The organism is Curtobacterium sp. MCLR17_044, from assembly GCF_003234435.1.
In the GTDB taxonomy this organism is placed as follows: Bacteria; Actinomycetota; Actinomycetes; order Actinomycetales; family Microbacteriaceae; genus Curtobacterium; species Curtobacterium flaccumfaciens.
Map to the genome: position 1 here is coordinate 1 of NZ_QKTC01000011.1, position 25,337 is coordinate 25,337.

Sequence of the window (25,337 nt, forward strand, 5' to 3'; positions counted from 1 at the left end):
CGCCGGTGCCGAGCACGTGGTACGGCCCCCCACGCGCACCGAGCGCCGCCGTGAACGCCGCGAGGTCCTTCCGGGCCCGCAGCCGCTCCGCCGGCAGCCGTGCCGGCCCAGGCCGCTCCTGCTCCGGCGTCCGCGCCGAGCACCACGGCCGCCGCAGCGGTGCCGAACCCCACGCAGGACGGCGCAGCCTCCGGCTACGTCACCCCGCTGGTGCGCAAGCTCGCCAACGAGCAGGGTGTCGACCTGTCCACGGTCACCGGCTCCGGTGTCGGGGGGCGCATCCGCAAGGAGGACGTCCTCGCCGCCGCCGCGAAGGCCCCGGCCGCCTCGGCAGCAGCAGCACCCGCCGCCGCGTCCGGCCCGTTCGTCGCCGAGGTCTCGCCGCTGCGCGGGACCCGCGAGAAGATGACCCGCCTGCGCAAGGTGGTCGCCGAGCGTGCCGTGCAGTCGATGACCTCGACCGCACAGCTCACGAGCGTCGTCGAGGTCGACGTCACGAAGGTGGCGCAGTTCCGCGACGCCCACAAGGCGGAGTTCCTCGAGAAGACCGGCTCGAAGCTCTCCTTCATGCCGTTCTTCGCCCTCGCGGCGTCCGAGGCACTGAAGGCCCACCCGAAGATCAACTCCACGGTCGAGGGTGACGAGATCGTCTACCCGGAGTCCGAGAACGTCTCCATCGCGGTGGACACCGAGCGCGGCCTGCTGACCCCGGTCATCAAGGACGCGGCCTCGCTGGACCTGGCGCAGTTCTCGAAGTCCATCGCGGACCTCGCCGAGCGCACCCGGAACAACCAGCTCAAGCCCGACGAGCTGGCTGGCGGCACGTTCACGCTGACCAACACCGGTTCGCGTGGCGCGCTGTTCGACACCCCCGTGGTGTTCCTGCCGCAGTCGGCGATCCTCGGCACCGGCATCGTCACGAAGCGTCCGGCGGTCGTGAAGGTCGACGGCCAGGAGGCCATCGCCATCCGCTCGTTCGTCTACCTGGCGCTGTCGTACGACCACCGGATCATCGACGGTGCGGATGCCTCGCGGTACCTCGTCGCGGTGAAGAACCGTCTCGAAGAGGGCAACTTCGCCCCGAACCTCGGGTACTGATCCCAGCAGCACGGCCGACGGCCCCGGTTCCCCTCGTGGGAACCGGGGCCGTTCCCGTTCCCGTTCCCGTTCACGGGCGGGTTCGGCGTCACCCGCCGCCGAGCAGGGTCAGGGCGGCGACCACCGACCCGACGGCGACGACGAACCCCACGAGCACGCGGCGGAGCGGGAGCCGTCGGTCGGCTCCGAGCGGGACGCCGTGCTCGACCACGTCCCGCAGGCGCTCGAGCAGTCCGTCCTGCCCGTCCGGTGTCGGCGGTTCGGCGAACACGAGGTCGCTCGGCACAGGGGTCCAGCGGAACGGCCGGGGCGGGGCGGTGCCGTGGACGACGTCGAGTGCCGTTCGTGCGCTCGGTCCGTCACCGTCGAGGGCGTCCTGCAGCGCGTCGAGCACCGGTTGCTGAGCGGGATCGGCCGGGTCGACGCGGTCCCACACCGTCCGGGCTGCGAGCACGAGGGTGCGGGTCGCGTCGGTCGAGTGCACGGCGCGCGTCGGGGTCCTCGCGTTGGTTTGGTTCATCGGGTTCGTTGTCGTCGGGCTCGTCGCGTTCGTCGGGCGGTCGCAGAGCACGACGGCCCCGGAGTCGTCCACCAGCACGTCGTCGATGCCGGCGGCACCGAGCAGGACCGCGCCGTCGTGCACCGCCACCAGGAGCTCCAGGAGCGGGACCGTCAGGGTCACCGCGACGCCGGTGGTCGGGGTGCCGAGCCGGTCGAGCGCCGCCACGACCGGTGTGCCGGTCGGCCGGTCGAGGTCGACCACGAGATGCCCCGTCGGGGTCCGACCGACCGCGGCCACCGGGACGAGGTGCCGCTCGGCGGCCGCGGAGCGGTCGGCGATCCAGCTGAGCACGTCGTGCTCGTTGCCGGTCGCGATCCAGCGATCCGGGTGGTCGTCGGTGCTCGTCTCCATGGTGACCAGCGTGGCGGTGGCGCGGTGGGCCTCCAGGCTCTCCCGCACCACCTGTGGACAAGACGTGTTCGCGCACAGCCGGACACGCGACGGTCTCCCCCGGCGCACGGAGGCCGTATCCTGTTCGCATGGCACGCAGCTCTTCCACAGACAAGAAGGCGAAGGAGCCGGGGCGTCTCAAGCAGATGTTCCAGGTCTTCCAGATGACCCGAAAGGCCGACCCGTCGTCGGTCTGGTGGTTCGCCCTCGCCTTCGTCGGCCCGGTCGTCCTCGGTGTCCTGCTGGCGCTGCTCCTGCCGGGGCAGAACTGGCTCGCGATCGTCCTGTGGATCGTCGCCGGTGTGCTGCTCGGTGTGCTGCTCTTCCTCATCGTGCTCGGCCGTCTGGCCGAACGCGCCGCGTACTCGCAGATCGAAGGCCAGCCCGGCGCCGTCGGTGCCGTGCTGTCGAACTCGCTCCGTCGCCAGTGGCGCTCGAGCGAGATGCCCGTCGCGGTGCACGGTCGCTCGCAGGCAGCGGTCTACCGCGCCGTGGGTCGCCCGGGCGTCGTCCTGATCACCGAGGGCCAGCGTGGCAACCTCAACCGCCAGGTCGACGAGGAGCGCCGCAAGGTGCAGCGCATCGTCCCGAACGTCGCCGTGCACGTGCTGCACGTGGGTGACGGCACCGGTGAGAGCCTGACGCTGCACAAGCTGCCCCGTGCCATGAACAAGCTCAAGAAGTCGCTCAACCGCAACGAGGTCCTGGCGGTCGCGAACCGTCTCGACTCGCTGACGCAGAGCCCCGCGGCCTCGATCCCGAAGGGCATGGACCCGATGCGGGCCCGCGCCGGACGGCCGCGCTGACCCAGGCTCCACACGCACGAGAACGCCCCCGACCAGATCTGGTCGGGGGCGTTCTCGTGCGTGCGTGGAGTGCCGGCGGGGGCGGGGGTGTTCGCGAAGCACGCACCGTGCGACCTTCGCTGAACCGTGCGAGGTTGCCAGCTCGGTGCGGGACTCCGACGGCGCATGGGGCAGGCAAGCTCGCACCCGATGAGCAACCTCGCACGGTGCGACGGCGCGGACGACAGCCACGACCCGCGCGCCGCACCCGCAACCCCGGCCGACGCGATCAGCGGCGGACGAGCACCGTCCCCGCGATGCGGTCGTGCGCACCACGGCTGTCGCGGTCGATGATGAGCGCCGGGACCACCAGGCAGAGCAGCACCGTCCGGAGGATCGGCCGCCACACCCCCACGTAGCCCCCGCGCATCGGGACGACCCGCAGCCCGACGCAGATGTGCCCGAACGACCCGGACAGCAGGCAGATGAACACGATCTGCAGCACAGCGAAGATGGCGATCTGCACCCAGGAGTGCGCGATGTCGCCCGAACCGTTCACCGGCGACCAGACCCCGGTGACGTAGGCGACCAGGTCAGCAAGTGCGCCGTCGATCAGGAGCGCGACGACCCGCCGACCGATCCGCCCGACACTCCGGGGCCCGGACTCGGGCAGACCGAGGTCCTTGCCCGGCCATCCGTCCGGGTGCTCGGAGGGCGCGGACGGACTGGGAGTGCTGCGGGCCATGGTCCCCAGCGTAGGCGACGGCCCGGGCGTAACACGCCCGAAACAAACCAGTCATGTCCGGGAAACCCCGTGTCAATAGCCTCGTCGGAGGTGCCTTGACCGGTGCCTCCGACATCACCCAACCCATTGGAGATCGGCCCCATGTTCAGCGATTCCTCCGAGGTCCTGGCCTTCATCAAGGACACCGACGTCAAGTTCCTCGACATCCGCTTCACGGACCTGCCCGGTGTGCAGCAGCACTTCAACATCCCGGCATCCACCGTCGACGAGGACTTCTTCTCGGTCGGCCAGCTGTTCGACGGCTCCTCCATCCGCGGCTTCGCGTCGATCCACGAGTCCGACATGCAGCTGATCCCCGATGTCACCACGGCGTACGTCGACCAGTTCCGCGCCGAGCGCACGCTCATCATGATCTTCGACATCTACAACCCGCGGAACGGCGAGATCTACGGCCGCGACCCGCGCCAGGTGGCGAAGAAGGCCGAGAAGTACCTCGCGTCGACGGGCATCGCGGACACCGCGTTCTTCGCCCCCGAGGCCGAGTTCTACATCTTCGACGACGTCCGCTACTCGGTCACGCAGAACGAGTCCTTCTACGCGGTCGACTCCGAAGAGGGCGCCTGGAACACCGGTCGTGACGAAGAGGGCGGCAACCTCGCCAACAAGACCCCGTACAAGGGTGGCTACTTCCCCGTGTCGCCGGTCGACAAGACCGCCGACCTGCGCGACGACATCACCCTCAAGCTGATCGACGCGGGCTTCGAGCTCGAGCGCTCGCACCACGAGGTGGGCACCGGCGGCCAGCAGGAGATCAACTACAAGTTCGACACGATGGTCCACGCCGCGGACGACATCCTGAAGTTCAAGTACATCGTCAAGAACACGGCTGACCAGTGGGGCAAGGTCGCCACGTTCATGCCGAAGCCGCTCTTCGGCGACAACGGCTCGGGCATGCACACCCACCAGTCGCTCTGGTCGGACGGCAAGCCGCTCTTCTACGACGAGAACGGCTACGGCGGCCTGTCGGACCTCGCCCGCTGGTACATTGGCGGCATCCTGAAGCACGCCTCGGCGCTGCTCGCGTTCACCAACCCGTCGATCAACTCGTACCACCGTCTGGTCAAGGGCTTCGAGGCTCCGGTCAACCTGGTCTACTCGGCCGGCAACCGCTCGGCGGCGATCCGCATCCCGATCACGGGCACCAACCCGAAGGCCAAGCGCATCGAGTTCCGCGCGCCCGACGCCTCCGGCAACCCGTACCTCGCCTTCGCCGCGCAGCTGATGGCGGGCCTCGACGGCATCCAGAACCGCATCGAGCCGCACGAGCCGGTCGACAAGGACCTCTACGAGCTCCCGCCCGAGGAAGCAAAGGGCATCCCGCAGGTCCCCGGCTCCCTCGACGAGGCGCTCGACGCGCTCGAGGCGGACCACGAGTTCCTCACGAAGGGCAACGTCTTCACCGAGGACCTCATCCAGACCTGGATCGACTACAAGCGCGAGAACGAGATCCTCCCGCTGGCCCAGCGCCCGCACCCGTTCGAGTACGAGCTGTACTTCGGGGTCTGAGTCCCGCTGACACCACACGAAGGGCCCCGCACCGTCAGGTGCGGGGCCCTTCGTGTGTATGCCAAAGCGACAGTGCGCTGACTGCCAGGGCGCTGGCACCCGCGAGAGCGACAGAACGCCGCGAACGTTCCGCGGGATTCTGTCGCTTTCGCGAGAGGACGCTGCCACCGTGCGCGCGGGGTACGGACGCGACCGCCTGGAGGCCCGGTGCCGGTCCAGCGGGCGGACGCCGGGCCTCCAGGCGGTCGCGACGCACGTTCCTTCCCAAAGCAGCCGGACTGGAAAGCAGGATCGGGCGTACCTGGTCCGAACTTCCGACCAGGTACGCCCGATTCGACCAGGGACGCCCGATTCGACCCGGTACGCCCGGACAGACCAGCCCCCGGGCGCACGGGAACGGGGCCCGCGCCGCCCGGCACGGACCCCGTCTCGCGAACGGTGACTAGCGGCTCGTGGCCAACGCGTCGTTCGTCCCCGCTGCGACGCTCACGGGTGCACCCGTGACCGGCGTGGGACGTCCCAGGGAACGGACGGTCCACCCCGCTTTCACCCAGTCGAGGACCGGGAGGCAGTTGCGCGCGTCGATCACGACGCGGCGCCCGACGAGGTCACCGAGGGCGACCGGGTCGGCGGTGATGATGTCCTCCCACTCGGTGAGCACGAGGACGACGTCGGCGCCCTCGATCGCGTCCGTCATCGACGCGGCGTAGCTCAGCGTCGGGAACGAGCGCTTCGCGGGCTCCATCGCCTCCGGGTCCCAGAGCGTCACCTGCGCGCCGCGGAGGTGCAGCGCAGCGGCGACGTTCAGCGCCGGGGAGTCCCGGACGTCGTCGGTCAGGGGCTTGAACGCGGCACCGATGACGGCCACGCGACGGTTGAGCACCGATCCCCCGGCCGAGTCGATCGCCATGTCGATGACCCGCTGGCGCTGCCCCATGTTGATCTCGTCGACCTGCTGCATGAGGCCGACGACCTGGCCCGCGCCGATCTCGTTCGCGCGGTACATGAGCGCCCGGATGTCCTTCGGCAGGCAGCCGCCGCCGAAGCCGAGGCCGGCGTTCAGGAACTTCCGGCCGATGCGGGCGTCGTGGCCGAGGGCGTCGGCGAGCGTGGAGACGTCGGCGCCGGTGATGGCGCACATCTCGGAGATCGCGTTGATGAACGAGATCTTCGTGGCGAGGAACGCGTTGGCGCTCACCTTGACGAGCTCCGCGGTGGCGAGGTCGGTCGTGATGACCGGGGTGCCCTCGCTGATCGGTGCGGCGTAGACCTCGCGGATCACGGCGTCGGCGGCCTCGGAGGCTCCACCCCAGACCAGACGGTCCGGGTGCAGGGTGTCCTCGACGGCCTTGCCCTCACGCAGGAACTCGGGGTTCCAGATGAGTTCCGCGTCGATGCCGGCGGGGGTGAACTCGCGGACGATACCGCGGAGCCGCGCTGCCGTGCCGACCGGGACCGTCGACTTGCCGACGATGAGGCCCGGGTGGGTGAGGTTCTCGGCGACGCCACGGGTGGCGCTCTCGACGTAGGCCAGGTTCGCGGCGTGCGACCCGGCCTTCTGCGGGGTGCCGACGCACACGAAGTGGACGTCCGCAGCCGCGACGGCCGAGGCGATGTCGGAGGTGAAGCGGAGCTTGCCGCTGGCGACGTGCTTCGTGATGAGCTCGGGCAGACCGGGCTCGAAGAACGGGACCTCACCGGCGGACAGTGCGGCGAGCTTCGACGGGTCGATGTCGACACCGATGGTCTCGAAGCCCATCTCGGCCATGGCGGCCGCGTGGGTGGCGCCGAGGTAGCCGGTGCCGATGACGCTGATGACGGGTGCGGGGCGGGTGTCGGCCGATGCGGTCGACTTCTTGGACTCGCTCATTGCGTGACCTCCTGCAGGTCGTAGTCGATGTCGTTGCGCTTGATGCCCTCGGCGAAGGCCTTGAGGGAATCGGCGCGGGAGTTGAGACGCCAGTCGTTCGTGGTGCGCTTGCCGTCGATGATGGTGGTCGCGGTCTCGCTGAAGTACGCGAAGCCGACGATGTCCTTGTTGGCGGGGTCCGCCAGCGCATCGAAGAGCGAGTTGATCCACTGCGTCTTCTGCGGGTTCGCGACACTCGTGCCGGTCTCGGTCGCCCCGATCTCGTTGAGCATGATGCCCTTGCCCGGCGCGATCTGGCGGAGCTGCGTGAGCGTCGCTCCGAAGGTCGTGCCGAACGTGGGCTGCTCGGTGGCGTCGCGGTAGTAGCCGCTCATGCCGACCCAGTCCACGTAGTCCGCACCCGGGTAGTACTGCTGCATGTAGTCGAGCGTCTGGTACTTCGGGTTGCCGAGCTTGTCGATGCGGCTCGGGGACCAGTCCCAGATGACGTACTTGTTCGCGCCGTTCGCCTGGAAGACGTCGTGCACGTGCTGCCACATCTTCACGTAGGAGCCGGCCGGGTTCTTCTGGTCGTCACCCTCGGACCAGTTGTACCAGGAGCCGTTCATCTCGTGGTCGAGACGGATGACCATCGGCTGTCCGTTGGCCGCCAGCGCCTTGGCGTACTTCGTCAGGTAGGCGTCGAACGACCCACCGGAGATGTCCTCGTTGGTGTACCCGGGGACGTACTTCTGGTCGTTGCCGGTCTGCGCCGGCACGGTCTCCCACGTCATGAGCGGGACACGGCCGTTGGCCCAGGAGCGCTGCACCGCGGGGGCGTTGAACTCCTGGTCGAAGCCCTGGAAGAAGCCGGTCATGTTCGACGCGGTGCCGACCTGACGGGAGACCTCGTCGTACTCGGCCCAGTTGAACGGGGACTGCGCGGTGTACAGGCCGTACCAGCGCGACTGCTGGCCGAGGATCTCGGCCTTGGTCGGCGTGACGACCGGGGTGGCACCCGGGTCGGTCGAGGGACCGGGGTTCGGCTTCGAGCCGCCACCGTTGCCGGAACCAGGGCCGGACCCGGAGCCGTTGCCGGAACCGGAGCCGCTGCCGGACCCGTTGTCGGACGAGCCCGAGCCGGACCCGGACGCACCGGCCGAACCGGTACCGGACCCGCCGGAACCCGAGCCACCGCTGCCGGAACCCGCGGCGTTGACGTTGGACGAGCCTCCGGAGTCCTTCGCGGAACCGAGCTGGGACTGCAGCGACGCGATCTGCGCCTTGAGTTCCGAGATCTGGTCGCCACGCGACCCGGCCTGGGCCGTGCGGGAGTCGAGCTTGCCCTCGAGCGTCCAGATGCGCTCCTGGGCGGCGTCGAGCTGCGTCTGCAGCTCGGCGGCGGACACCTTCTTGGCCTTCGGCGCCTCGACGCCCAGAGCCTGGTGCACGGCGGTCGAGACGGGGCCGGAGGGTGAGATCCACACCGACCAGGTGATGAGGCCGAGCGCCAGCACGATGGCGGTCGTGCCGATGGCCGTCCGGCGGGCGTGCTTGCTGGACTGCGCCCACCAAGCACTCGAGGAACGGATGAAGTCAGACAATGAGGAACGCCTCCAGGGCGAAGATCGCGATGCCGATCACGTACGGGATCGCTGCGTACGGGTTGTACCGGCGGGCTCGGGCGGGGGCCGGCGCGGCTGCTCGCTGGGCCTCCTGCTGCGCGACCGCGGCTGCGGCCTCACGGCGGGTGGCGAGCACGGTGGTGGTGGAGTTGGTCGCCGCGTCGGCGCCGAAGAGCTCGTCGAACGCACGGTCCACGGCCACCTGGTCGACGGTCTCGAGCGGAGCGGGTGAACCAGCGCCCGAACCCGCCTGCCCGGACCCGGCCGACCGGGCACGTTCGGCGTCGATCGGGCTGACCGGGATCTGCGCCGTGGAGGACAGCGGCTGGACGGCGTCCGCAGGGTCCTCCTGCATCGGACCACCGGCGTAGGCGCCGGCCCGGGTCCCCCAGCCGGAGGCGTGCGCCAGGCGGAAGAAGCCGATGAGCCGGATCGGCATCAGGAAGAACGTCGACACGATGATGAACATCGGCAGGCGGAAGAAGTCGCTCGGCTTCTCGGACAGGTGCCGCATCTGGCGGATCGCCATGCTCAGCACGCTCGAGATCACCATGAGCGCCGCGACGTAGACGAACCCGGTCGAGAAGCCGTACTGCGACAGGATGCCCTGGTACAGGTTCTCGCCCTGGCCGGTGAAGGCGCGGTAGATCCAGCCGGCGATCACGCCGAAGAGCATGAACGGCAGGATGATGTCGGTGATGAAGAACGCCGCGAGGACCGGGGCGTGGCCGAGCATCCACGGCAGCATCCGCAGCGTGTTGTACTGCGAGCCGCGGGCCCAGCGGAGCTGCTGCTTGAACAGCTTCTTCACCTGCAGCGGGGCGTCCGTGTAGACCAGCGACGTGTACTGGTAGACGGTCCGGTACCCCTCCTTGAGCGTGAGGTTCGTCAGTGTCCGGTCGTCCGAGACCTCGAGGAACACGCCCATGAACTTCTCGTGCATGAACCGGTCCATCACCCGCATGAGGATGCTCCGGCGGAACGCGATGGTGCGCCCGGGCAGGCAGCCGATCTGCCCGAGGACACTCTGCGCCGGCATCGAGTAGAGCGCCCGCGAGTTCTCGAGCCAGTCGGCCCAGCGGGTGATCCAGCTGCGCTCCGGTTCGAGGATGCGCTGCCGGGTCGTCACACCACCGACGGACTCGTCGGCGAACGGCTTGAGGAGTTCCTCGAGCGCGCCGGGGGTCCAGACGGTGTCGGAGTCGACCAGCACGGTGATGTCGCCGTTGGACATCTCGGTGCCGACCTTGACGGCGTTGCGCTTGCCCGGGATGGGCGTGTGGGTCCAGCGGACGAGCGGGGCGAACTCGTCGCAGACCTCCTCGAGCGCCTCGTTGCGGGCACCGTTGATGACGACGATGATCTCGCCGGGCTGCTGCTCGACCATGCGGCCGATGACGTCACGGAAGAGGTCGAGCGGTTCGTCCACGACGGGGACGACGACGCTGGTGGTACCGACGAAGGTGCCGGTGAAGGGGCGGTAGCGGGCGGAGATGACGACCTTGAGCAACCAGAGCAACCAGATCACCGCGGAGTACACGGCGAACAGGTAGAACTCGGGGTGGCCTTCGACCATCTGCCTGATCTGCAGAATGAAGGTGAACACTGATCCCTGCTTCAACGTTCGAGGTGGAGATTCCGCTTCATCGGGGAATCAGGGCCGGTTCGGGTGATGCAATTGATGCAGAACCTGAACGCGCGCGCAACGCGGCCCCCGTCCGGGGGCGTTACGGGCGCGTTACGGGGTACACACCGGTCCCCCTCTCGGCCGGTCGGAGCGGTCCCCCGTGGTGCTGACAGCACTCCTGCGGACCACGCCTCGACGCCGGGTCGCCCTGATGGGCGACAGGTGCGGCCTGGAGGCACGGGTCGGGTCCGACGGAAAGCCCAGGTCAGCAGGTGATCACGCGGCGTGTCGGGGGACGTCGGAAAAGGTCCCCTCGCGGTCCGGTGGGAGTTCGGTCACGGCCCGGTAACGAGCCGGGCTCTGTTTCGAACAGGGGTACGAAGAGGGTGCCGTCGGGGGACGTCATGCGACACGGAGAATTAACCTTCGATGGCTGCTCAGGTCGGGTCCGTCCGCAGACGCTCGGGCGTGTCGCGAGGTGCTCGGCGCTGCGTCGGCGGCGGGTCAGGTGCCGTAGAACTCGCGCTCGAACACCTGCCGTGCGCGCCGCGTGACGCCGAGGTAGTCGTCCTCGAGGCGGCTCGCGGAGCCCGGCGGGTACTCCATCAGCCGTGCGACGCCCTCGAGCTGCACGCGGTCGACGGGCAGCACGTCGGTGGTCTTCCCCGACCACAGCACGAGGGCGCTCCGGGTGCGCGATGCGAAGCGCCAGGCGGCCCCGAGCCGCTCGCCGTCCTCGGCACCGACGAGTCCGGCGTCGACCGCGGCGTCGAGCGCCTCGAGCGTCGACGTGGTGCGGAGCGACGGGATCTCGAGCGCGTGCTGCAGCTGCAGGAGCTGCACGAACCACTCGACGTCGCTGAGCGACCCGCGACCGAGCTTGAGGTGCCGGGCCGGGTCGGCGCCGCGGGGCAGCCGCTCCGACTCGACGCGGGCCTTGATGCGGCGGACCTCGCGCACCTGGTGGTCGTCGATCCGCTCCGGGTACCGCGTGCGGTCGGCGAGGTGCTCGAAGTCACGCAGGAGCTGTGCGTCACCGACGGCACCGCGGGCGCGGAGGAGCGCCTGCGCCTCCCACGTGAGCGACCAGCGGGCGTAGTAGGCGCCGTAGGACTCGAGCGTCCGCACCACGGGACCGTTCTTGCCCTCGGGGCGCAGGTCGATGTCGAGGTCGAGCGGGTGGATCGTGTCCTCGGTCAGGCGGTTGAGCTCGCGCACGATGGTCTGGGCGGTCCGTGACGCGACCTCGGGCGCCAGGTCGGGGGCCCGGTACACGTACAGCACGTCGGCGTCCGACCCGAAGCCGAGCTCCCGCCCGCCGTACCGGCCCATCGCGATGATCCCGAACTCGAAGCCCTCGGGGGCGTCCCGGCGGGCGAGCGCGAGGGCACCGGCGAGGGTGGCCTCGGTGACGTCGCTCAGGGCCGGGCCCAGGCCGTCGACGTCGAGGGAGCCGAGCACGGCGGCCATGCCGAGCCGCAGGGTCTCCCGACGTCGGGCCGACCGGAGCAGGGCCGCGGAGCCGTCGACGTCGTTGCCGTGCCGGGCGGTGGTCGCGGTCATCTCGGCGAGCAGGGAGTCGATCGGCCGCGGACGCAGGAGCGCCTCGGGTTCGTCGAGCCAGGCGACCGCCTCGGGGAACCGCTCGAGCAGCCCGGACAGGAACGCCGACTCGGACAGCACCGTGGTGAGCGAGTGTGCGGCGCCGGACGAGTCGCGCAGCATGCGGAGGAACCAGCTCGACTCCCCCAGCCCGTCGCTCAACCGCCGGAAGGCCAGCAGCGCACGGTCCGGCGCGGGCCCCTCGGCCATCCAGCGCAGGAGCACCGGGAGCAGGTTCCGCTGGATCGCCGCGCGTCGGCTCGTCCCCTGCGTGAGGGCGCGGATGTGGCCGACGGCTCCGGCGGGGTCGACGAACCCGACACCGGCGAGCCGGTCGACGACCTGGTCGTTGGTCAGGACGATCTCGTCCTCGGTCGAGGCCACCGCGGACAGCAGCGGCCGGTAGAACAGGCGCTCGTGCAGCCCGCGGACCTCGAGCTTCACGGCGCGCCAGCGGGCCTCGAGCGCCGGCGCCGACGCCGCGACGCCGCTCGACCGGGCGAGCACCCGCAGCTCCTCTTCGTCGGAGGGCATGAGGTGCGTCCGCTGCAGGCGACGGAGCTGGATGCGGTGCTCGAGCACCCGGAGCAGCGCGTAGTCCGGCCCGAACCGAGCGGCCTCGGCACGGCCGACGTACCCGGCGTCGGTCAGGGCGTCCATCGCCTCGAGCGTCGATCGCACCCGCACGGACGGGTCGTCACGGCCGTGCACGAGCTGCAGGAGCTGCACGGTGAACTCGACGTCCCGCAGGCCACCGGGGCCGAGCTTGAGCTGCCGGTCGACGTCGGCGTCGGGGATGTGCTCGGTCACCCGCTCGCGCATGCGCTGCACCGACTCGACGAACCCCGGCCGGGTGGAGGAGTTCCACACGAACGACGCGACGGCCTCGGCGTACCGGGCACCCAGGTCTGAGGATCCCGCGATCGGGCGGGCCTTGAGCAGCGCCTGGAACTCCCACCCCTTTGCCCAGCGCTCGTAGTACGCCACGTGCGAGTCGAGGGTGCGGACGAGTGCACCGTCCTTGCCCTCGGGCCGGAGGTTCGCGTCGACCTCCCACAGGGCGGGCTCGGCGGCGAGGTCGGTGATCGCGTGCATGGCGGCGATCGCGATGCGGGTGGAGACGAGCACGGCCCGGTCGGTGGGGACGTCGTCGGTGGGCTCCGTGACGAAGATGACGTCGACGTCGCTGACGTAGTTGAGCTCGCGGGCACCGGCCTTGCCCATCGCGATCACCGCGAGCGGGGTCGCCGCGACGTCGGCCGCGGGGAACGGCACCTCGCGCCGCGCGATGTCGACGGCGGCGTCGAGGGTGGCGCCCGCCAGGTCGGCGAGGCCCGCCGCGACGGCCGGGAACGCGTCCGTCGGCACGGGGTGCAGCACGTCGAACAGGGCGATCTGGGCCAGGTGTCGGCGGTAGCGCACCCGCAGGCGCATCCGGGCGTCCTCACCCGTGGCACCGTCGACGGCCTCGGTCAGCGACGCCGTGTAGCGCTCCTGCGACCACGGTTCGCCGACCGGTTCGAGCAGCAGTGCCAGCTCGGCCGGACGGCGGTGCAGGAACTCCCCGAGCCCGATCGAGGCGCCGAGCAGGCGGATCAGGCGCTCGGTCGCGGCGTCGTCCGTCAGGACGGGGCGGAGCTCGTCCGGCGCGCGCTCGAGCAGCCGCTCGAGCATCCGCAGGGCGCCGTCCGGATCAGCGGTGCCGCCCCAGAGCGCGGCAGACCCGGCGACCGGCAGCGGCATGTCGGGGCCGAACCGGGCCTCCAGGTCGGCAGCCCGCTCGAGGCTCTCCGACAGCTCGGCGAACCCCAGACGGGCCAGCTCCGAACGTGACGTCGTCGTCCGACCGGTCATGTGGAACGTGCTCCCGAGGGGTCAGGGCGCTCGGTTCTAGAGCGCGCCGAGGTTGGTGTCGAGCTCGAACGGGGTGACCTGGTCGCGGTAGCGCTTCCACTCCTGCCGCTTGTTGAGCAGCACGAAGTTGAACACCTGCTCGCCGAGGGTCTCGGCCACCAGCTCGGAGTCCTCCATGAGGCTCAGCGCGTGGTCGAGGCTCGCGGGCAGCTGGCTGTAGCCCAGGGCCCGACGCTCCGAGTCGCTGAGGCTCCAGACGTTGTCCTCGGCCTCGGCGGGGAGCTCGTACTCTTCCTCGATGCCCTTGAGGCCGGCGGCGAGCAGCAGCGAGTACGCCAGGTACGGGTTCGCCGCCGAGTCGATGCCGCGGTACTCGATGCGCGAGGACTGGCCCTTGTTCGGCTTGTAGAGCGGCACGCGCACCAGGGCCGAGCGGTTGTTGTGGCCCCAGGTGACGAAGGAGGGGGCCTCGTCACCGCCCCAGAGCCGCTTGTACGAGTTGACAAACTGGTTCGTCACCGCGGTGATCTCCGGCGCGTGCTTGAGCACGCCGGCGATGAAGTGCTTGGCGGTCTGCGACAGCTGGTACTGGCCACCGGCCTCGTAGAAGGCGTTCTGGTCGCCCTCGAACAGCGAGACGTGGGTGTGCATGCCGGAACCGGGCTGGCCGGAGATCGGCTTCGGCATGAACGTCGCGTAGACGCCCTGCTCGATCGCGACTTCCTTCACCACGGTGCGGAAGGTCATGATGTTGTCCGCCATCGTCAGTGCGTCGGCGTAGCGGAGGTCGATCTCGTTCTGCCCGGGGCCGGCCTCGTGGTGCGAGAACTCGACCGAGATGCCGAGGTCCTCGAGCATCCGGACCGACCGGCGGCGGAAGTCGTGCGCGCTGCCGCCGGGGACGTTGTCGAAGTAGCCGGCCTGGTCGACGGGCTGCGGGCCGCCGTCCTTCCACTCGCGGCTCTTGAGCAGGTAGAACTCGATCTCGGGGTGCGTGTAGAACGTGAACCCGCGGTCGCTCGCCCGCGCCAGGGTGCGCTTCAGCACGTTGCGGGGGTCGGCCACGGCGGGCTGCCCGTCCGGCGTCGTGATGTCGCAGAACATCCGCGCGGTGGGGTCGATCTCGCCGCGCCACGGCAGGATCTGGAAGGTCGAGGGGTCCGGGTGTGCCAGGACATCGGCCTCGTAGGAACGGGTGAGGCCCTCGATCGCGGAGCCGTCGAACCCGATGCCCTCGGCGAACGCGCCCTCGACCTCGGCCGGGGCGATCGCCACCGACTTCAGCGTCCCGATGACGTCCGTGAACCAGAGTCGGATGAACTTGATGCCGCGCTCCTCGATGGTGCGGAGCACGAAGTCCGTCTGCTTGTCCATGCACGACCTTTCCGTGTATCGGGTGGCCGCTGGCGGGCCTCGTCCCAGGCTAGTGGTCCGGCGGTGTGTGCGGGGCCGTGCGACGCGCCGTCACCGGGGCGTCGGCGGGGCGCCGGCCGCGGTGCTCAGCGGTCCTCGGCGTCCCACTTCTCGTTGTTCGCGGCGATGCGGTCGAGCGCGTGCTGCGCCTCCTCACGCGTCGCGAACGGGCCGATCCGGTCACGCTGCGGGGACTGCGGGCCCTGCTCGACCTGGCCGGTCTTGTCGTTGAACCACCACTGGGACTCGATGCGTTCTTCGCTCATGCCGCCCACCGTACCCACGCAACTGCCTGGAGGCCCGGTGCCGGTCCGGCGGACCGGCACCGGGCCTCCAGGCAGTCACGTCCACCACGTCGCGCCGCACCCCGGGGCGTTGCGCTCGGCGCGTCGGGCCGCACCCCGGGGCGGTCGCGCTCGGCGCGTCGGGCTGCGCCCTGGGGCGGTTGCGCTCGGCGCGTCGCGCCGCGGCTAGAGTGGTCCGCATGCCCCGGGACGAACACGGACACCTGACCGCCGGCCGCATCTCCCCGCACCGCGCCGTCCCGAAGGACATCGAGCGTCCGGAGTACGTCGGGAAGGTCGAGCCCCACGAGCACGGTCTCGGTGACACCTACACGCCGGACGAGGTCGAGCGCATCCGCGTCGCCGGACGCATCGCGTCGCAGGCCATCGACGCCGTCGGCGAGGCCATCCGCCCCGGTGTGACCACGGACGAGCTGGACCGGATCGGGCACGAGTTCGTCGTCGCGCACGGTGCCTACCCCTCCACGCTCGGGTACCGCGGCTACCCGAAGTCGCTCTGCTCGAGCCTCAACGAGGTCATCTGCCACGGCATCCCCGACGACACCGTCCTGCAGGAGGGCGACCTCGTCAACATCGACATCACCGCCTACAAGGACGGCATGCACGGCGACACGAACCGCACGTTCGTCGTCGGGCAGGCAGCGCCCGAGGTGTCGGACCTGGTGACCCGGACCGAAGAGGCACTGCGTCGCGGCATCAAGGCCGTCGCCCCGGGCCGGCAGGTCAACGTGATCGGCCGCGCGATCGAGGCGTACGCGAAGCGCTTCGGCTACGGCGTCGTCCGCGACTACACCGGACACGGCGTCGGTCGGGCGTTCCACTCCGGCCTGATCATCCCCCACTACGACGCACCGCAGTACGACACGGTGATCGAACCCGGCATGGTGTTCACCATCGAACCCATGCTCACGCTCGGCGGCATCGAGGCCGACATCTGGTCCGACGACTGGACGGTCTCGACCCGTGACAAGTCGTGGACCGCGCAGTTCGAGCACACCCTCGTCGTCACCGAACGCGGCGCGGAGCTCCTCACCGTCTCCTGACCGGACACCTCCGGCAGGCAACCGAAAGGCACGACAACCTCATGATCTCCCTCGCAGTCGGCGTCGACATCGGTGGTACGGGCATCAAGGGCGCGATCGTCGACGTTGCGTCCGGCGCCCTCACCACGGACCGCATCAAGAAGGCCACGCCCGAGGGCGGGAAGCCCCAGGACATCACGGCGGTGGTCAAGGAGATCATCGGCGAGCTCGCCCCCGGTGACGACGTCCCCGTGGGCGTCTGCTTCCCGGCGATCGTGCGGGACGGCAAGACGATGTCCGCCGCGAACGTGTCGAAGAAGTGGATCGGCTTCGAGGCCGAGGCGCTGTTCGAGAAGGAACTCGGCCGCTCCATCCACTTCGTCAACGACGCCGACGCCGCCGGGTTCGCCGAGCAGCAGTTCGGTGCGGCCAAGGGCAAGGACGGCCTGGTCATCGTGACGACGCTCGGCACCGGCATCGGCACCGCGCTCATCAACGACGGCGTGCTCATCGTCAACTCGGAGCTCGGGCACCTGGAGATCGAGGGGCACGACGCCGAGTCGCGCGCCTCGTTCGCCGCCAAGGAGCGCGACGACCTGTCGTGGAAGCACTGGGCGAAGCGCCTGCAGAAGTACTACTCGACGCTCGAGGCCCTGCTCTCCCCCGAGCTGTTCGTCGTCGGCGGCGGGGTCTCGAAGCAGTACGAGGAGTTCCTCCCGCTGCTCGACCTGCAGGCCGACATCATCCCCGCGACGCTCCGCAACAACGCCGGCATCATCGGTGCCGCGACCCTGGCGGCGCGCAGCGTCTAGTCCGGGTCGCGCGTACCTGGTCGGGGGCGCCCGGTCGGGCGTACCTGGTCGAATCGGGCGTACCCGGTCGGAACTTCCGACCAGGTACGCCCGTTCTCATCAGGTACGCGTGTGCGTGGGGCTCCCCTCGCATCGGGCGCCGCGGAGCCGGGTAGACTCGCTCCAGCGAATGGGTCGGTGAGACGGTCGCGTCGCTCCCCCGGGAGCGCCGAGGAACGTCCGGGCTCCACAGAGCAGGGCGGTGGGTAACACCCACCCGGAGCAATCCGCGAGACAGTGCCACAGAAAGCAGACCGCCGGCGGCAACGTCGGTAAGGGTGAAACGGTGGTGTAAGAGACCACCAGGGGTCCGGGTGACCGGATCCGCTCGGTAAACCTCGCCCGGAGCAAGGTCAGACAGAGGACGTTGAGGCTGCTCGCCGAGTCCTCGGGTAGACCGCTGGAGGCCGACGGCAACGTCGGTCCGAGAGAGATGGCCGTCACCGCCGTGCAAGCGGCGGGACAGAACCCGGCGTACGGCCGGCCCATTCGCCCCTTCTCCGTGCCGCGTTGGCCCGCGTCGCGCGGACGTCGCGCGCGGCGCGCGCGGTCACGACTCCCCGCTCAGGTTCGCCGAGTGGTCACCAACTGTCGGTCGGCACGGCCGCAGCCGACAGTTCGTGACCGCTCGGCGGCACGCACGCGACGCGTTGCGACCAGCCCACGACGGGCCGGAGGCGCGGTGCGGCGCCGCCACGGGCCTCCCGGCAGGCGGCGCGCACGGTCACGACTCCCCGCTCAAGTCCGACGAGTGGTCACCAACCGTCGGTCGGCACGGCCGCAGCCGACGGTTCGTGGCCGCTCGGCGGCACGCACGCGACGCGTTGCGACCAGCCCACGACGGACGGGAGGCGCGGTGCGGCGCCGCCACGGGCTTCCCGTCAGGCGGCACGCACGGTCACGACTCCCGGCTCAGGTTCGCCGAGTGGTCACAAAGTGTCGGCCGGCACGGCCGCAGCCGACCGTTCGTGACCGCTCGGCGGCACGCACGCGACGCGTTGCGACCAGCCCACGACGGACGGGAGGCGCGGTGCGGCGCCGCCACGCGCCTCCCGTCAGGCGGCACGCACGGTCACGACTCCCCGCTCAGGTTCGTCGAGTGGTCACCAACTGTCGGCCGGCAGGGCCGCAGCCGACAGTTCGTGACCTTTCGGCGCCCGGCAAGCGACGCGTTGCGACCAGCCCACGAACGGACAGGAGGCGCGGTGCCAGCTGGCACCGCGCCTCCGCCACGGACGTCGCTCGCGTCTACAGCCCGGACTCGGCCGTCCGCACCAGGATCGCGTCGCTGTCGGGGCACAGCACCACGTCGTCAGGCGCAGCCCGGCGGATGGTTTGCAGGTCGGAGTTGTTGAGCGCCACGCCCGAGGCCGTCGACACGCCGCCCTGCAGCAGCGAGGCGCCGAAGCCGTAGCGCGCACGCTGCCGGTCGTACAGGGCGAGCAACTCAGCCGGCACCTTGGCGGCGACGTCGGCACGGGCCTGCTCGGCGGACTCGCGGTCGGCCGTGAGCCGGGCGATCTCGGCGTCGCGCTCGGCGACCAGACCACCGCGGGCGGCCTCGACGTCGGCGAGCTTCGCCTCGATGTCACCGACCCGGGCGCGGAGGCCGTCGAGGTTCTCCATGATCTCGAGCTCGGCGGTCTCGAGGCCGCCGATGCGCCGCTGCAGCGAGTCGAGCTCGCTCTGCAGTCCAGCGGCGTCCTTCGCGTTCGCGACGTTCTGCAGCATCGTGGTGTCGCGTTCGACACGGGCCTGCGCGACCGCGGTGTCGGACTCCAGGCGGGCGAGGTCGCGCTCGGCGTCCTCGACCTCGCCGGTGGCGGCGACGAGTTCGCTCCGGAGCGCCGCGGCCTGCTTGCTCAGCTCGGTCAGCTGGTCGCCCTTCTGCAACGACGTGATGCGGTGCGCGATGCGGGTGACGTCGTTGTCGAGACGCTGGACGTCGAGGAGGATGACCTGGTCCTCGGGTGCTGCCTTCATGGTCAGGCTCCTTCTGTGGGGGTGGTGGGTTCGGCGGCCGGCAGGACGGCGAAGTCCCACGGGTCGGTGCGGAGGTCGCTCACGGTGACGCGGACCCCGGCCCGGGTGCGCAGCTGCTCCGCGGCGACGTCGAGCCAGAGCCACTCGGTGGCCCAGTGCGAGGTGTCGATGAGCGCCGGCCCGCCGCCGAGGAGCGCCTGTTCGCGGAACTCCGAGGCCGGGTGGTGCCGCAGGTCGCTCGTGATGTAGACGTCGGCGTCGAGCACGGCGGGGTGGCCGAGCAACGAGTCGCCGGCACCCGCGCAGAGCGCCACGGTGCGGACGGGCTGGTCGAAGTCACCGGAGACGCGGACCCCGGTGGCCGTGGGCGGCAGCAGGTCGACGAGCTTCCGGGCGAGGGCGCCGAGGGTCGTCCCCTCGGGCAGCACGCCGACGCGACCGATGCCCGTGTCGGGGTCGGCTCCGGCGTCGAGCGGGCGCTGCTCGGTGAGCCCGAGGCGGTCGGCGAGGACGGCCGAGGTGCCGGTCGTCACGACGTCGGCGTTGGTGTGCGCCGCGAGCAGGGCGCTGCCGCCACGCACCAGCGTTGCGAGGACCCTGCCCTTGTAGGTCGACTCGGCGATCGTCGTCACCCCGCGGAGCAGCAGTGGGTGGTGCGTGAGCAGGAGCCCGGCACCGAGTTCGACGGCTTCCCGTGCGGTGGCGGGGACCGCGTCGACGGCGAGGTGCACGTGCTCGACGGTGGCGGCCGGATCGCCCGCGACGAGTCCGACGGAGTCCCACGACTCGGCACCGGCGGCGGGCCACAGGTCCTCGATCACGGCCTGGAGTTCGCGGAGCGTCGGCATCCCGTCAGTCTACCGAGGCGACCGCCCCGCACGGGGCAGCCGGTCCGTGTGGGGTGATCCGGGCCTCCAGGCAGTGCAGCCGGAAGCCTTGTGACCGGAAGCGGTGCAGCCGACCGCGCCGCGGCCGCGGGTCGTCAGCGACGACCGAGCAGGCCGAGCAGGCGGTCGACGAGTCGCGACCACCAGCCGGCCGGGGCCGGCGCTGCCGCCGTGGCGGAGTCGGTGTCGGCTTCCGTCGCGTCCACGACGGGGGCCGGGACGACGGGTGCGGCGACGGCGTCCGGCAGGACGACCGGCGTGCTCGCGGTGACGCCCTGGTGCGCGGTGAGCGCTGCGGCGAAGGCCGCGCGGTCGATGACCGTCGGCCCGGTGGCGGGCAGGACGAGCGGGGTGGGTCGCGTGGCCGCGGACACCGGGGACACGGCCGGGAGGCCCAGCACCGGTCGGACGGGTTCGTCGCGTTCCGGGGTGACGAGTGCCACCACCGGCGCGGCTTCCGCGGTGGGTGCGGCCTGCGCTGCTGCGGGGACGCTCGGTGCTGCGCGGGTCGGCACGGGTGCCGGCCGGGTGACGAGCGCCACCGGCGCGGTCGCTGCGCGGCGGGCTGCGGCACGGTCGCGGCGGTCCGCCTCGGCGGCGGCGTCGGTGAGCAGGTCGGCGAAGACGGTGTGGGCGAAGGCGCGGGCGGCCGTCACCTCGGGGTCCTCCGAGCCGGCGACGGTGGCCTCCCACGCGGCGAGGCGAGCGAGGTCCTCGTCACGGCGGCGGACCTCGTCCTCGAGCAGGACGATGCGCTCGATGCTGCTGCGGCCCGTGGACGAGGACACCTCCACCGCGAGGTCCTCGATGCGCAGGGCCAGACGCTCCGGCGGCTCCGGGAAGGACGGGGCGCAGACGGCGGCGTGGCGGGCGCGGTCGCGGCGGAACGCGGGGGCGGCGGGTGCCGACGGGCTGATCTCGTCGGCCGGGGCCGTCTCGTCAGCCGGGGTCGAGGTGGCGACGTGCGCCGGGGCGGTCGTCGGGTCGACGACCGCTTCGTCGGCGGTCGAGGTGCTGCTCGCGGCGCGTCCGGGGCGCTGCACGGGGCCGGTGACGGGCGGGACGACGAGGTCCGGCACGTAGGGGGCACGGGTCGCCGGTGCGTCGCGGAGCCACTCCTCGAGCTCGCGGCCGAACGGGTCCACGAGCGGGGTGCGTGCGCCGGACTGGGTCTCCATGTCCGAAGGATAAATATCGCGCGGGCCGAAACGCGGGACATCCGCGGTGTGTCGCTGCACCGCCTGCCATATCGCGGCGGAGTTGAGCGGCGTGTCGCGCCCGTCGTCACCGAGGTGGGCGGAGGCCGTCCTCGAACGCCCGCAGCAGTTCCCGGCCCGCGGGCCAGGCACCGACGCCACTCGCGACGTTCACGTGCCCGAGAGCGCCGACACGGACGACGTCCGCGCCCATCGCATCGGCGAACACGAGTGCCCGGTCCGCGCTGCAGTACGGGTCGTCGTCGCTCACGACGAGGCGTGTCGGGACCTGCTGGGCCGGGGGCACCGGACGCGGTGTCACGAAGCCCGATGCCTCGTCCGGGAACGTGTCCCCGAGTGGGTCGGGCGGGGCGACGAGGAAGGCACCGGCGACGAGCGCGGGAGCGTCCGCCGTGGTGGCGAGCCAGTCGGCGACGGCCAGGACGCCGAGGCTGTGGGCGATGAGGACCGGGGGCTCCGGGCACGGGGCCACGGCCGTGGAGATCGCGGCGCGCCAGTCGTCCGGGTCCGGGTCGCTCCACGAGGTGGGGGCGATGCGGACGGCGGCGGGCTGCTGGGGGCGGTGGTCGTGCTGGATGTGCTCGTCGTTCTCGTCGTGCTCGTCGCGCTCGTCCTGCTGCTCCCGCTCCCAGACGGACTGCCAGTGGTCCGGGTCCGAGTTCCAGATGCCGGGGACGATCACCCACGGTCGCGCTCTGCTCACCGGGGCAGCGTAGCGAAGAAGCGAGGCACCGTTCCGGAGTGTGACGCGCGGTGCACTGCCCAGCTCAGAGCTGCGGGACTGCGCCCCGGGGCTGCTGCAGCGTGTCGCGCGGGTACTGCCCGAAGCGCGACGCGTACGCCGCCGAGAACCGACCGAGGTGCGCGAAGCCCCAGCGCAAGGCAACGCTCGCCACCGTCAGGTCGCCCGCCGACGCGCGGCGGAGTTCCTCGTGCACGCGGTCCAGCCGGATCCCCCGCAGCAACGCGTTCGGCGCCGTTCCGACCTGCCGCTGGAACGCCTGCTGCAGCCCCCGGACGCTCAGGCCGACGTGCTCGGCGACGTCCGTCGTCGTGACGGGCGTGTGGGCGAAGGCGTGCATGAACTCCACGGCCTCGCGGACGCGACCAGTGGCACCCTGTGGCAGCGCGACGTCGGGGGCGATGGTCTCGTGCGGGAACGTGTCGAGGAACGCCAGCGCGGTCTCCCGCACGGTCTCGGCGAGGGCCAGTGCGGTGAGCGGTGCCGGGCCGAGCACGATCGCCGCGGCGCGCTGCACCCGGGCGTTCCAGGCGCGGAGGTCCTCGGGCCGGGGCGCTGCGGTGTGGTCGAACACGAGGGGGCCGGGCCGGGTGCCGTGCACCTCGGCGGCGACGCCCTCCAGGTACGTGCGGTCGAACTGCACGAGGCTCTGGCGGACGTCCTGCAGGTCGAACACGAAGGGACGCCGCGTCGGGAACACCCGCGGGGCCCCCGGTGCGAAGTCGACCTCCTGGCGACCGACGTCGACGCGGCCACCGCCGTCCGACGTCCACATCACGACGTACTCGTCGGGGACCTCGACCTCGCCCTGCATCCGCCCGTCGAACCGGGTGGAGCGGAACGTCATCGATCCGTCGCCCACGACCTGGAACCGGTACGCGAACGGACGATCGGTCCGGGACGCCGAGAACCCCGTGCTCTCGTAGGCCTCTTCGTACAGTTGCACGGCCGCGTCGAGTCCGGCGCCGGACGTCTCGAACCGGATCCGGGGATCTGGGTCGACAGTCATCGCGCGAATCGTGACACGGTGTCCGGGAAACGCGACAATCGCCGACCCGTCATTGCGGTTTGCGGCCCACGGAGTGCGCTGGGCGGACGACCGGTGGGCTCCGTCGGTGCGCGACGGCCGTGCTCCCGCTCAGTGCCGGGAGCGCAGCACCGTCCAGCGGTTCCGGTCGGCGACGCGTTCGTACCGCAGGTCGTCGACGACCATGCGGACGAGGGCGAGCCCACGACCGCCCTCGGCGAAGTCGTCGGGCAGCACGGCGGCGTCGGGGTCCACCGTCGCCGCGACCCCGTCGTCGGACAGCAGCGCCTGGAAGCGCTCGTCACCGATCTCGAGCCGGAGCTCGCACGAGACACCGTCCGGGCGGGCGCCGTGCTCGATGACGTTCGAGGTGAGTTCGACGAGGGCGAGCTCGAGGGCCATCCGGTCCTCGGCAGCGATGGACGGCTCGTGCTGCCACACGCCCGCCAGGAACTCGTGCACGGCGGACACGTCGTCCGGAGGGCACGCCAGTGCGAGCATGTGCTCGGCGACGGGGGCGGTCATCACCAGTCGGTCACCGCGGCGTCCCCGTCGGGGTACGTCCGCAGGATCTTGTCGATGTTGGAGAGCTTGAGCACCATCTGGACCTGTTCCGACGGTGCCGCGATGCGGAGGTCGCCGCCGGCCTGCCGCGCGGTCTTCAGGCTGCCGACCAGGGCGCCGAGGCCGGAGGAGTCCATGAACTCGACCCCGGAGAGCTCGACCACGAGCCGCGAACGCCCGTTGCCGACGATCTGGGCGACGGTCTCGCGGAACGTGGGCGCGGAGACCATGTTGAGCCGGCCGCTGCACTCCAGGACGGCGGTGTCGGTCTCCGCCTCGTGTACGACGATGTCCATCTCGGTGGGTCTCCTCAGATCGGTGCGCCTTGCAACCAGCAACCTACCGGCTCAGCCCCTCAGTTGTGGGACCGGTTTCGCCGCGTCGCCGTCACCTGGACCACGACGGCCGCGGCCATCAGCGCTGCCATCACCCCGCCCATCGCCAGTGCGGTGCCGCCGAGGGCGCCGGCGAGCGGGGTGCCGAGACCGCCGATGCCGAAGGTCAGGCCGCCCTGCAGGGCAGCCGCGGTGCCCGGGTGTGCCGCACCGACGTGCTGCGTGCGGGTCATCGCCGCCGGCAGGACGAAGCCCCACGCGGCCGTCACGACCGCGAGGGCGCACCACACCGGCACCGGCCCGAGCCCGAGGAGCGCCGACACCAGCACGGCGGTGGCTCCGACCGTCCCGACGAGCAGACCCAGGGTCAGCAGGGCGTCCTCGCTGAACCGCCCGACGAGCCGGCCGAACAACAGCGTCGTGACGATCATCATCGACGCGTTCGTGGCGAAGACGAGCGTGTACAGCCCCTCGGAGAACCCGAACTCCGACTGGAACACGAACGAGCTCGTCGCGATGTAGGCGAAGAACCCCACCGTCGACAGCACCCCGCTCAGCACGTAGGCCCGGAATCGCTGGATCGCCAGGAGCTCGCGGATCCGCTGCCCGTTCGCCGCGAACCCGACGCCACCACGACGCTCCGGCGGCAGGGTCTCGCGGAACCGCAGGACCACCGCCACGAAGAACACGGCACCGAGCACGGCCAGCACGACGAACATGAGCCGCCACGTGCCGACCGTGAGCACCGCTCCCCCGGCCAGCGGGGCCACCACCGGCCCGATCGCGTTGATGGCCGCGAGCGTGCCGAACACCTTCGCCATCCGGGTGCCGCTCGTCACGTCGGACACCATCGCCCGACCGGCCACGGCGCCCGCGGCACCGGCGAGTCCCTGGGCGACGCGGGCCACCACCAGCGTCACGACGTCGGGGGCGAGCGCGCAGCCGACCGACGCGAGGGCGAACAGGGCGGTCCCGACGACGAGCATCGGCCGACGACCGATCCCGTCGCTCACCGGTCCGACGAGCAGCTGGCCGACCGCGAAGGCCACGAGGAACGCCGTGAGCGACAGCTGCACGGCGCCGGGCGTCGTGTCGAGGTCGCGCGCGATGGCCGGGAGTGCGGGGATGTACATGTCCGTCGCGAACGGCGAGACCCCGACGATGAGCGCCAGCGGCACGATCGGGGGCAGCACGGTCGTCGTCGGTCCCAGGCTGCGCTCCGTCGTCACCTCGGACACGCTACGCGTCCCCGAATCGATTCGACGGGCACTTCGTGAGCAGGAACGGT

The 25,337-nt window shown here is 71.1% G+C and carries 21 protein-coding genes and 1 other RNA gene; 6 read left to right on the forward strand and 16 right to left on the reverse strand.

The genetic code is table 11. The features are described from left to right. Positions 1 to 99: 99 nt before the first annotated feature. Positions 100 to 1,098, forward strand: a complete 999-nt coding sequence (gene sucB, locus DEJ04_RS09140; RefSeq protein WP_375334730.1) for a 2-oxoglutarate dehydrogenase, E2 component, dihydrolipoamide succinyltransferase — start codon at positions 100 to 102, stop codon at positions 1,096 to 1,098. 88 nt (positions 1,099 to 1,186) lie between these two features. On the opposite strand, the gene DEJ04_RS09145 is transcribed toward sucB, so the two are convergent. Then, positions 1,187 to 2,011: a hypothetical protein gene (locus DEJ04_RS09145; protein ID WP_146248679.1), complete on the reverse strand. Its 825-nt coding sequence runs from the start codon at positions 2,009 to 2,011 to the stop codon at positions 1,187 to 1,189. A 128-nt stretch (positions 2,012 to 2,139) separates the two neighbouring features. On the opposite strand from DEJ04_RS09145, the gene DEJ04_RS09150 reads away from it, so the two are divergent. Then, entirely contained in the window at positions 2,140 to 2,856 is a 717-nt protein-coding gene (locus tag DEJ04_RS09150; protein ID WP_027465455.1) for a DUF4191 domain-containing protein, read from the forward strand. A 268-nt stretch (positions 2,857 to 3,124) separates the two neighbouring features. Here the strand turns inward: DEJ04_RS09150 and DEJ04_RS09155 are convergent, their stop codons facing one another. Next, positions 3,125 to 3,580, reverse strand: a complete 456-nt coding sequence (locus tag DEJ04_RS09155; RefSeq protein WP_071244549.1) for an RDD family protein — start codon at positions 3,578 to 3,580, stop codon at positions 3,125 to 3,127. 141 nt (positions 3,581 to 3,721) lie between these two features. Here DEJ04_RS09155 and glnA (DEJ04_RS09160) point away from each other — a divergent pair, with 141 nt between their 5' ends. After that, positions 3,722 to 5,146 (forward strand): type I glutamate--ammonia ligase, encoded by a 1,425-nt coding sequence (glnA, locus tag DEJ04_RS09160; RefSeq protein ID WP_027465453.1) that lies wholly within the window; start codon positions 3,722 to 3,724, stop codon positions 5,144 to 5,146. 442 nt (positions 5,147 to 5,588) lie between these two features. On the opposite strand, the gene DEJ04_RS09165 is transcribed toward glnA (DEJ04_RS09160), so the two are convergent. From DEJ04_RS09165 to DEJ04_RS09190, 6 genes are all read right to left on the reverse strand, one after another. Then, complete coding sequence (locus DEJ04_RS09165; protein WP_111046871.1) at positions 5,589 to 7,016, reverse strand: UDP-glucose/GDP-mannose dehydrogenase family protein; 1,428 nt, start codon at positions 7,014 to 7,016, stop codon at positions 5,589 to 5,591. Next, a complete protein-coding gene (locus tag DEJ04_RS09170) occupies positions 7,013 to 8,599 on the reverse strand; it encodes a glycosyl hydrolase (RefSeq protein WP_111046872.1) in 1,587 nt (528 codons plus the stop codon). The genes DEJ04_RS09165 and DEJ04_RS09170 overlap by 4 nt, the downstream gene beginning before the upstream one ends. After that, the gene (locus tag DEJ04_RS09175; RefSeq protein ID WP_111046873.1) at positions 8,592 to 10,226 is read right to left on the reverse strand and encodes a glycosyltransferase family 2 protein; all 1,635 of its coding nucleotides are present in this window, start codon (positions 10,224 to 10,226) and stop codon (positions 8,592 to 8,594) included. Before DEJ04_RS09175 ends, DEJ04_RS09170 begins: the two co-directional genes overlap by 8 nt. A 525-nt stretch (positions 10,227 to 10,751) precedes the next feature. Then, entirely contained in the window at positions 10,752 to 13,703 is a 2,952-nt protein-coding gene (locus DEJ04_RS09180; protein WP_111046874.1) for a bifunctional [glutamine synthetase] adenylyltransferase/[glutamine synthetase]-adenylyl-L-tyrosine phosphorylase, read from the reverse strand. 36 nt (positions 13,704 to 13,739) lie between these two features. Further along, a complete protein-coding gene (gene glnA, locus DEJ04_RS09185; RefSeq protein WP_027465449.1) occupies positions 13,740 to 15,077 on the reverse strand; it encodes a type I glutamate--ammonia ligase in 1,338 nt (445 codons plus the stop codon). Positions 15,078 to 15,202: 125 nt separating this feature from the next. Further along, complete coding sequence (locus DEJ04_RS09190; RefSeq protein WP_111023013.1) at positions 15,203 to 15,382, reverse strand: SPOR domain-containing protein; 180 nt, start codon at positions 15,380 to 15,382, stop codon at positions 15,203 to 15,205. Between the two features lie 218 nt (positions 15,383 to 15,600). Here DEJ04_RS09190 and map point away from each other — a divergent pair, with 218 nt between their 5' ends. The 3 genes from map (at position 15,601) to rnpB (ending at position 17,786) form a co-directional block, all read left to right on the forward strand. After that, positions 15,601 to 16,464 (forward strand): type I methionyl aminopeptidase, encoded by an 864-nt coding sequence (gene map, locus DEJ04_RS09195; protein WP_071403965.1) that lies wholly within the window; start codon positions 15,601 to 15,603, stop codon positions 16,462 to 16,464. 41 nt (positions 16,465 to 16,505) lie between these two features. Then, on the forward strand, positions 16,506 to 17,255 hold the full coding sequence (ppgK, locus tag DEJ04_RS09200) for a polyphosphate--glucose phosphotransferase (protein ID WP_181437778.1): 750 nt from the start codon (positions 16,506 to 16,508) through the stop codon (positions 17,253 to 17,255). Positions 17,256 to 17,425: 170 nt separating this feature from the next. Continuing rightward, positions 17,426 to 17,786, forward strand: an RNA gene (gene rnpB / locus DEJ04_RS09205) — RNase P RNA component class A. Between the two features lie 756 nt (positions 17,787 to 18,542). On the opposite strand, the gene DEJ04_RS09210 is transcribed toward rnpB, so the two are convergent. The 8 genes from DEJ04_RS09210 to DEJ04_RS09245 all read right to left on the reverse strand — a co-directional run bounded on the left by DEJ04_RS09210 (position 18,543) and on the right by DEJ04_RS09245 (position 25,278). Then, positions 18,543 to 19,277 carry a zinc ribbon domain-containing protein gene (locus DEJ04_RS09210; protein ID WP_027465445.1) on the reverse strand — a complete coding sequence of 245 codons (735 nt, stop codon included), beginning with the start codon at positions 19,275 to 19,277 and terminating at the stop codon, positions 18,543 to 18,545. Positions 19,278 to 19,279: 2 nt separating this feature from the next. Continuing rightward, positions 19,280 to 20,125 (reverse strand): Nif3-like dinuclear metal center hexameric protein, encoded by an 846-nt coding sequence (locus DEJ04_RS09215; RefSeq protein WP_111046875.1) that lies wholly within the window; start codon positions 20,123 to 20,125, stop codon positions 19,280 to 19,282. Between the two features lie 134 nt (positions 20,126 to 20,259). Continuing rightward, on the reverse strand, positions 20,260 to 21,342 hold the full coding sequence (locus DEJ04_RS09220; protein ID WP_111046876.1) for a hypothetical protein: 1,083 nt from the start codon (positions 21,340 to 21,342) through the stop codon (positions 20,260 to 20,262). A gap of 106 nt (positions 21,343 to 21,448) precedes the next feature. Beyond that, the gene (locus tag DEJ04_RS09225) at positions 21,449 to 22,084 is read right to left on the reverse strand and encodes an alpha/beta hydrolase (protein WP_111046877.1); all 636 of its coding nucleotides are present in this window, start codon (positions 22,082 to 22,084) and stop codon (positions 21,449 to 21,451) included. Between the two features lie 64 nt (positions 22,085 to 22,148). Next, positions 22,149 to 23,132: an AraC family transcriptional regulator gene (locus tag DEJ04_RS09230; protein ID WP_111046878.1), complete on the reverse strand. Its 984-nt coding sequence runs from the start codon at positions 23,130 to 23,132 to the stop codon at positions 22,149 to 22,151. A 129-nt stretch (positions 23,133 to 23,261) separates the two neighbouring features. Continuing rightward, the gene (locus DEJ04_RS09235) at positions 23,262 to 23,675 is read right to left on the reverse strand and encodes an ATP-binding protein (RefSeq protein WP_111022921.1); all 414 of its coding nucleotides are present in this window, start codon (positions 23,673 to 23,675) and stop codon (positions 23,262 to 23,264) included. Then, positions 23,675 to 24,010 carry an STAS domain-containing protein gene (locus DEJ04_RS09240; RefSeq protein ID WP_017886068.1) on the reverse strand — a complete coding sequence of 112 codons (336 nt, stop codon included), beginning with the start codon at positions 24,008 to 24,010 and terminating at the stop codon, positions 23,675 to 23,677. The genes DEJ04_RS09235 and DEJ04_RS09240 overlap by 1 nt, the downstream gene beginning before the upstream one ends. A gap of 59 nt (positions 24,011 to 24,069) precedes the next feature. After that, positions 24,070 to 25,278: a multidrug effflux MFS transporter gene (locus tag DEJ04_RS09245; RefSeq protein WP_258371341.1), complete on the reverse strand. Its 1,209-nt coding sequence runs from the start codon at positions 25,276 to 25,278 to the stop codon at positions 24,070 to 24,072. Positions 25,279 to 25,337 lie beyond the last annotated feature (59 nt).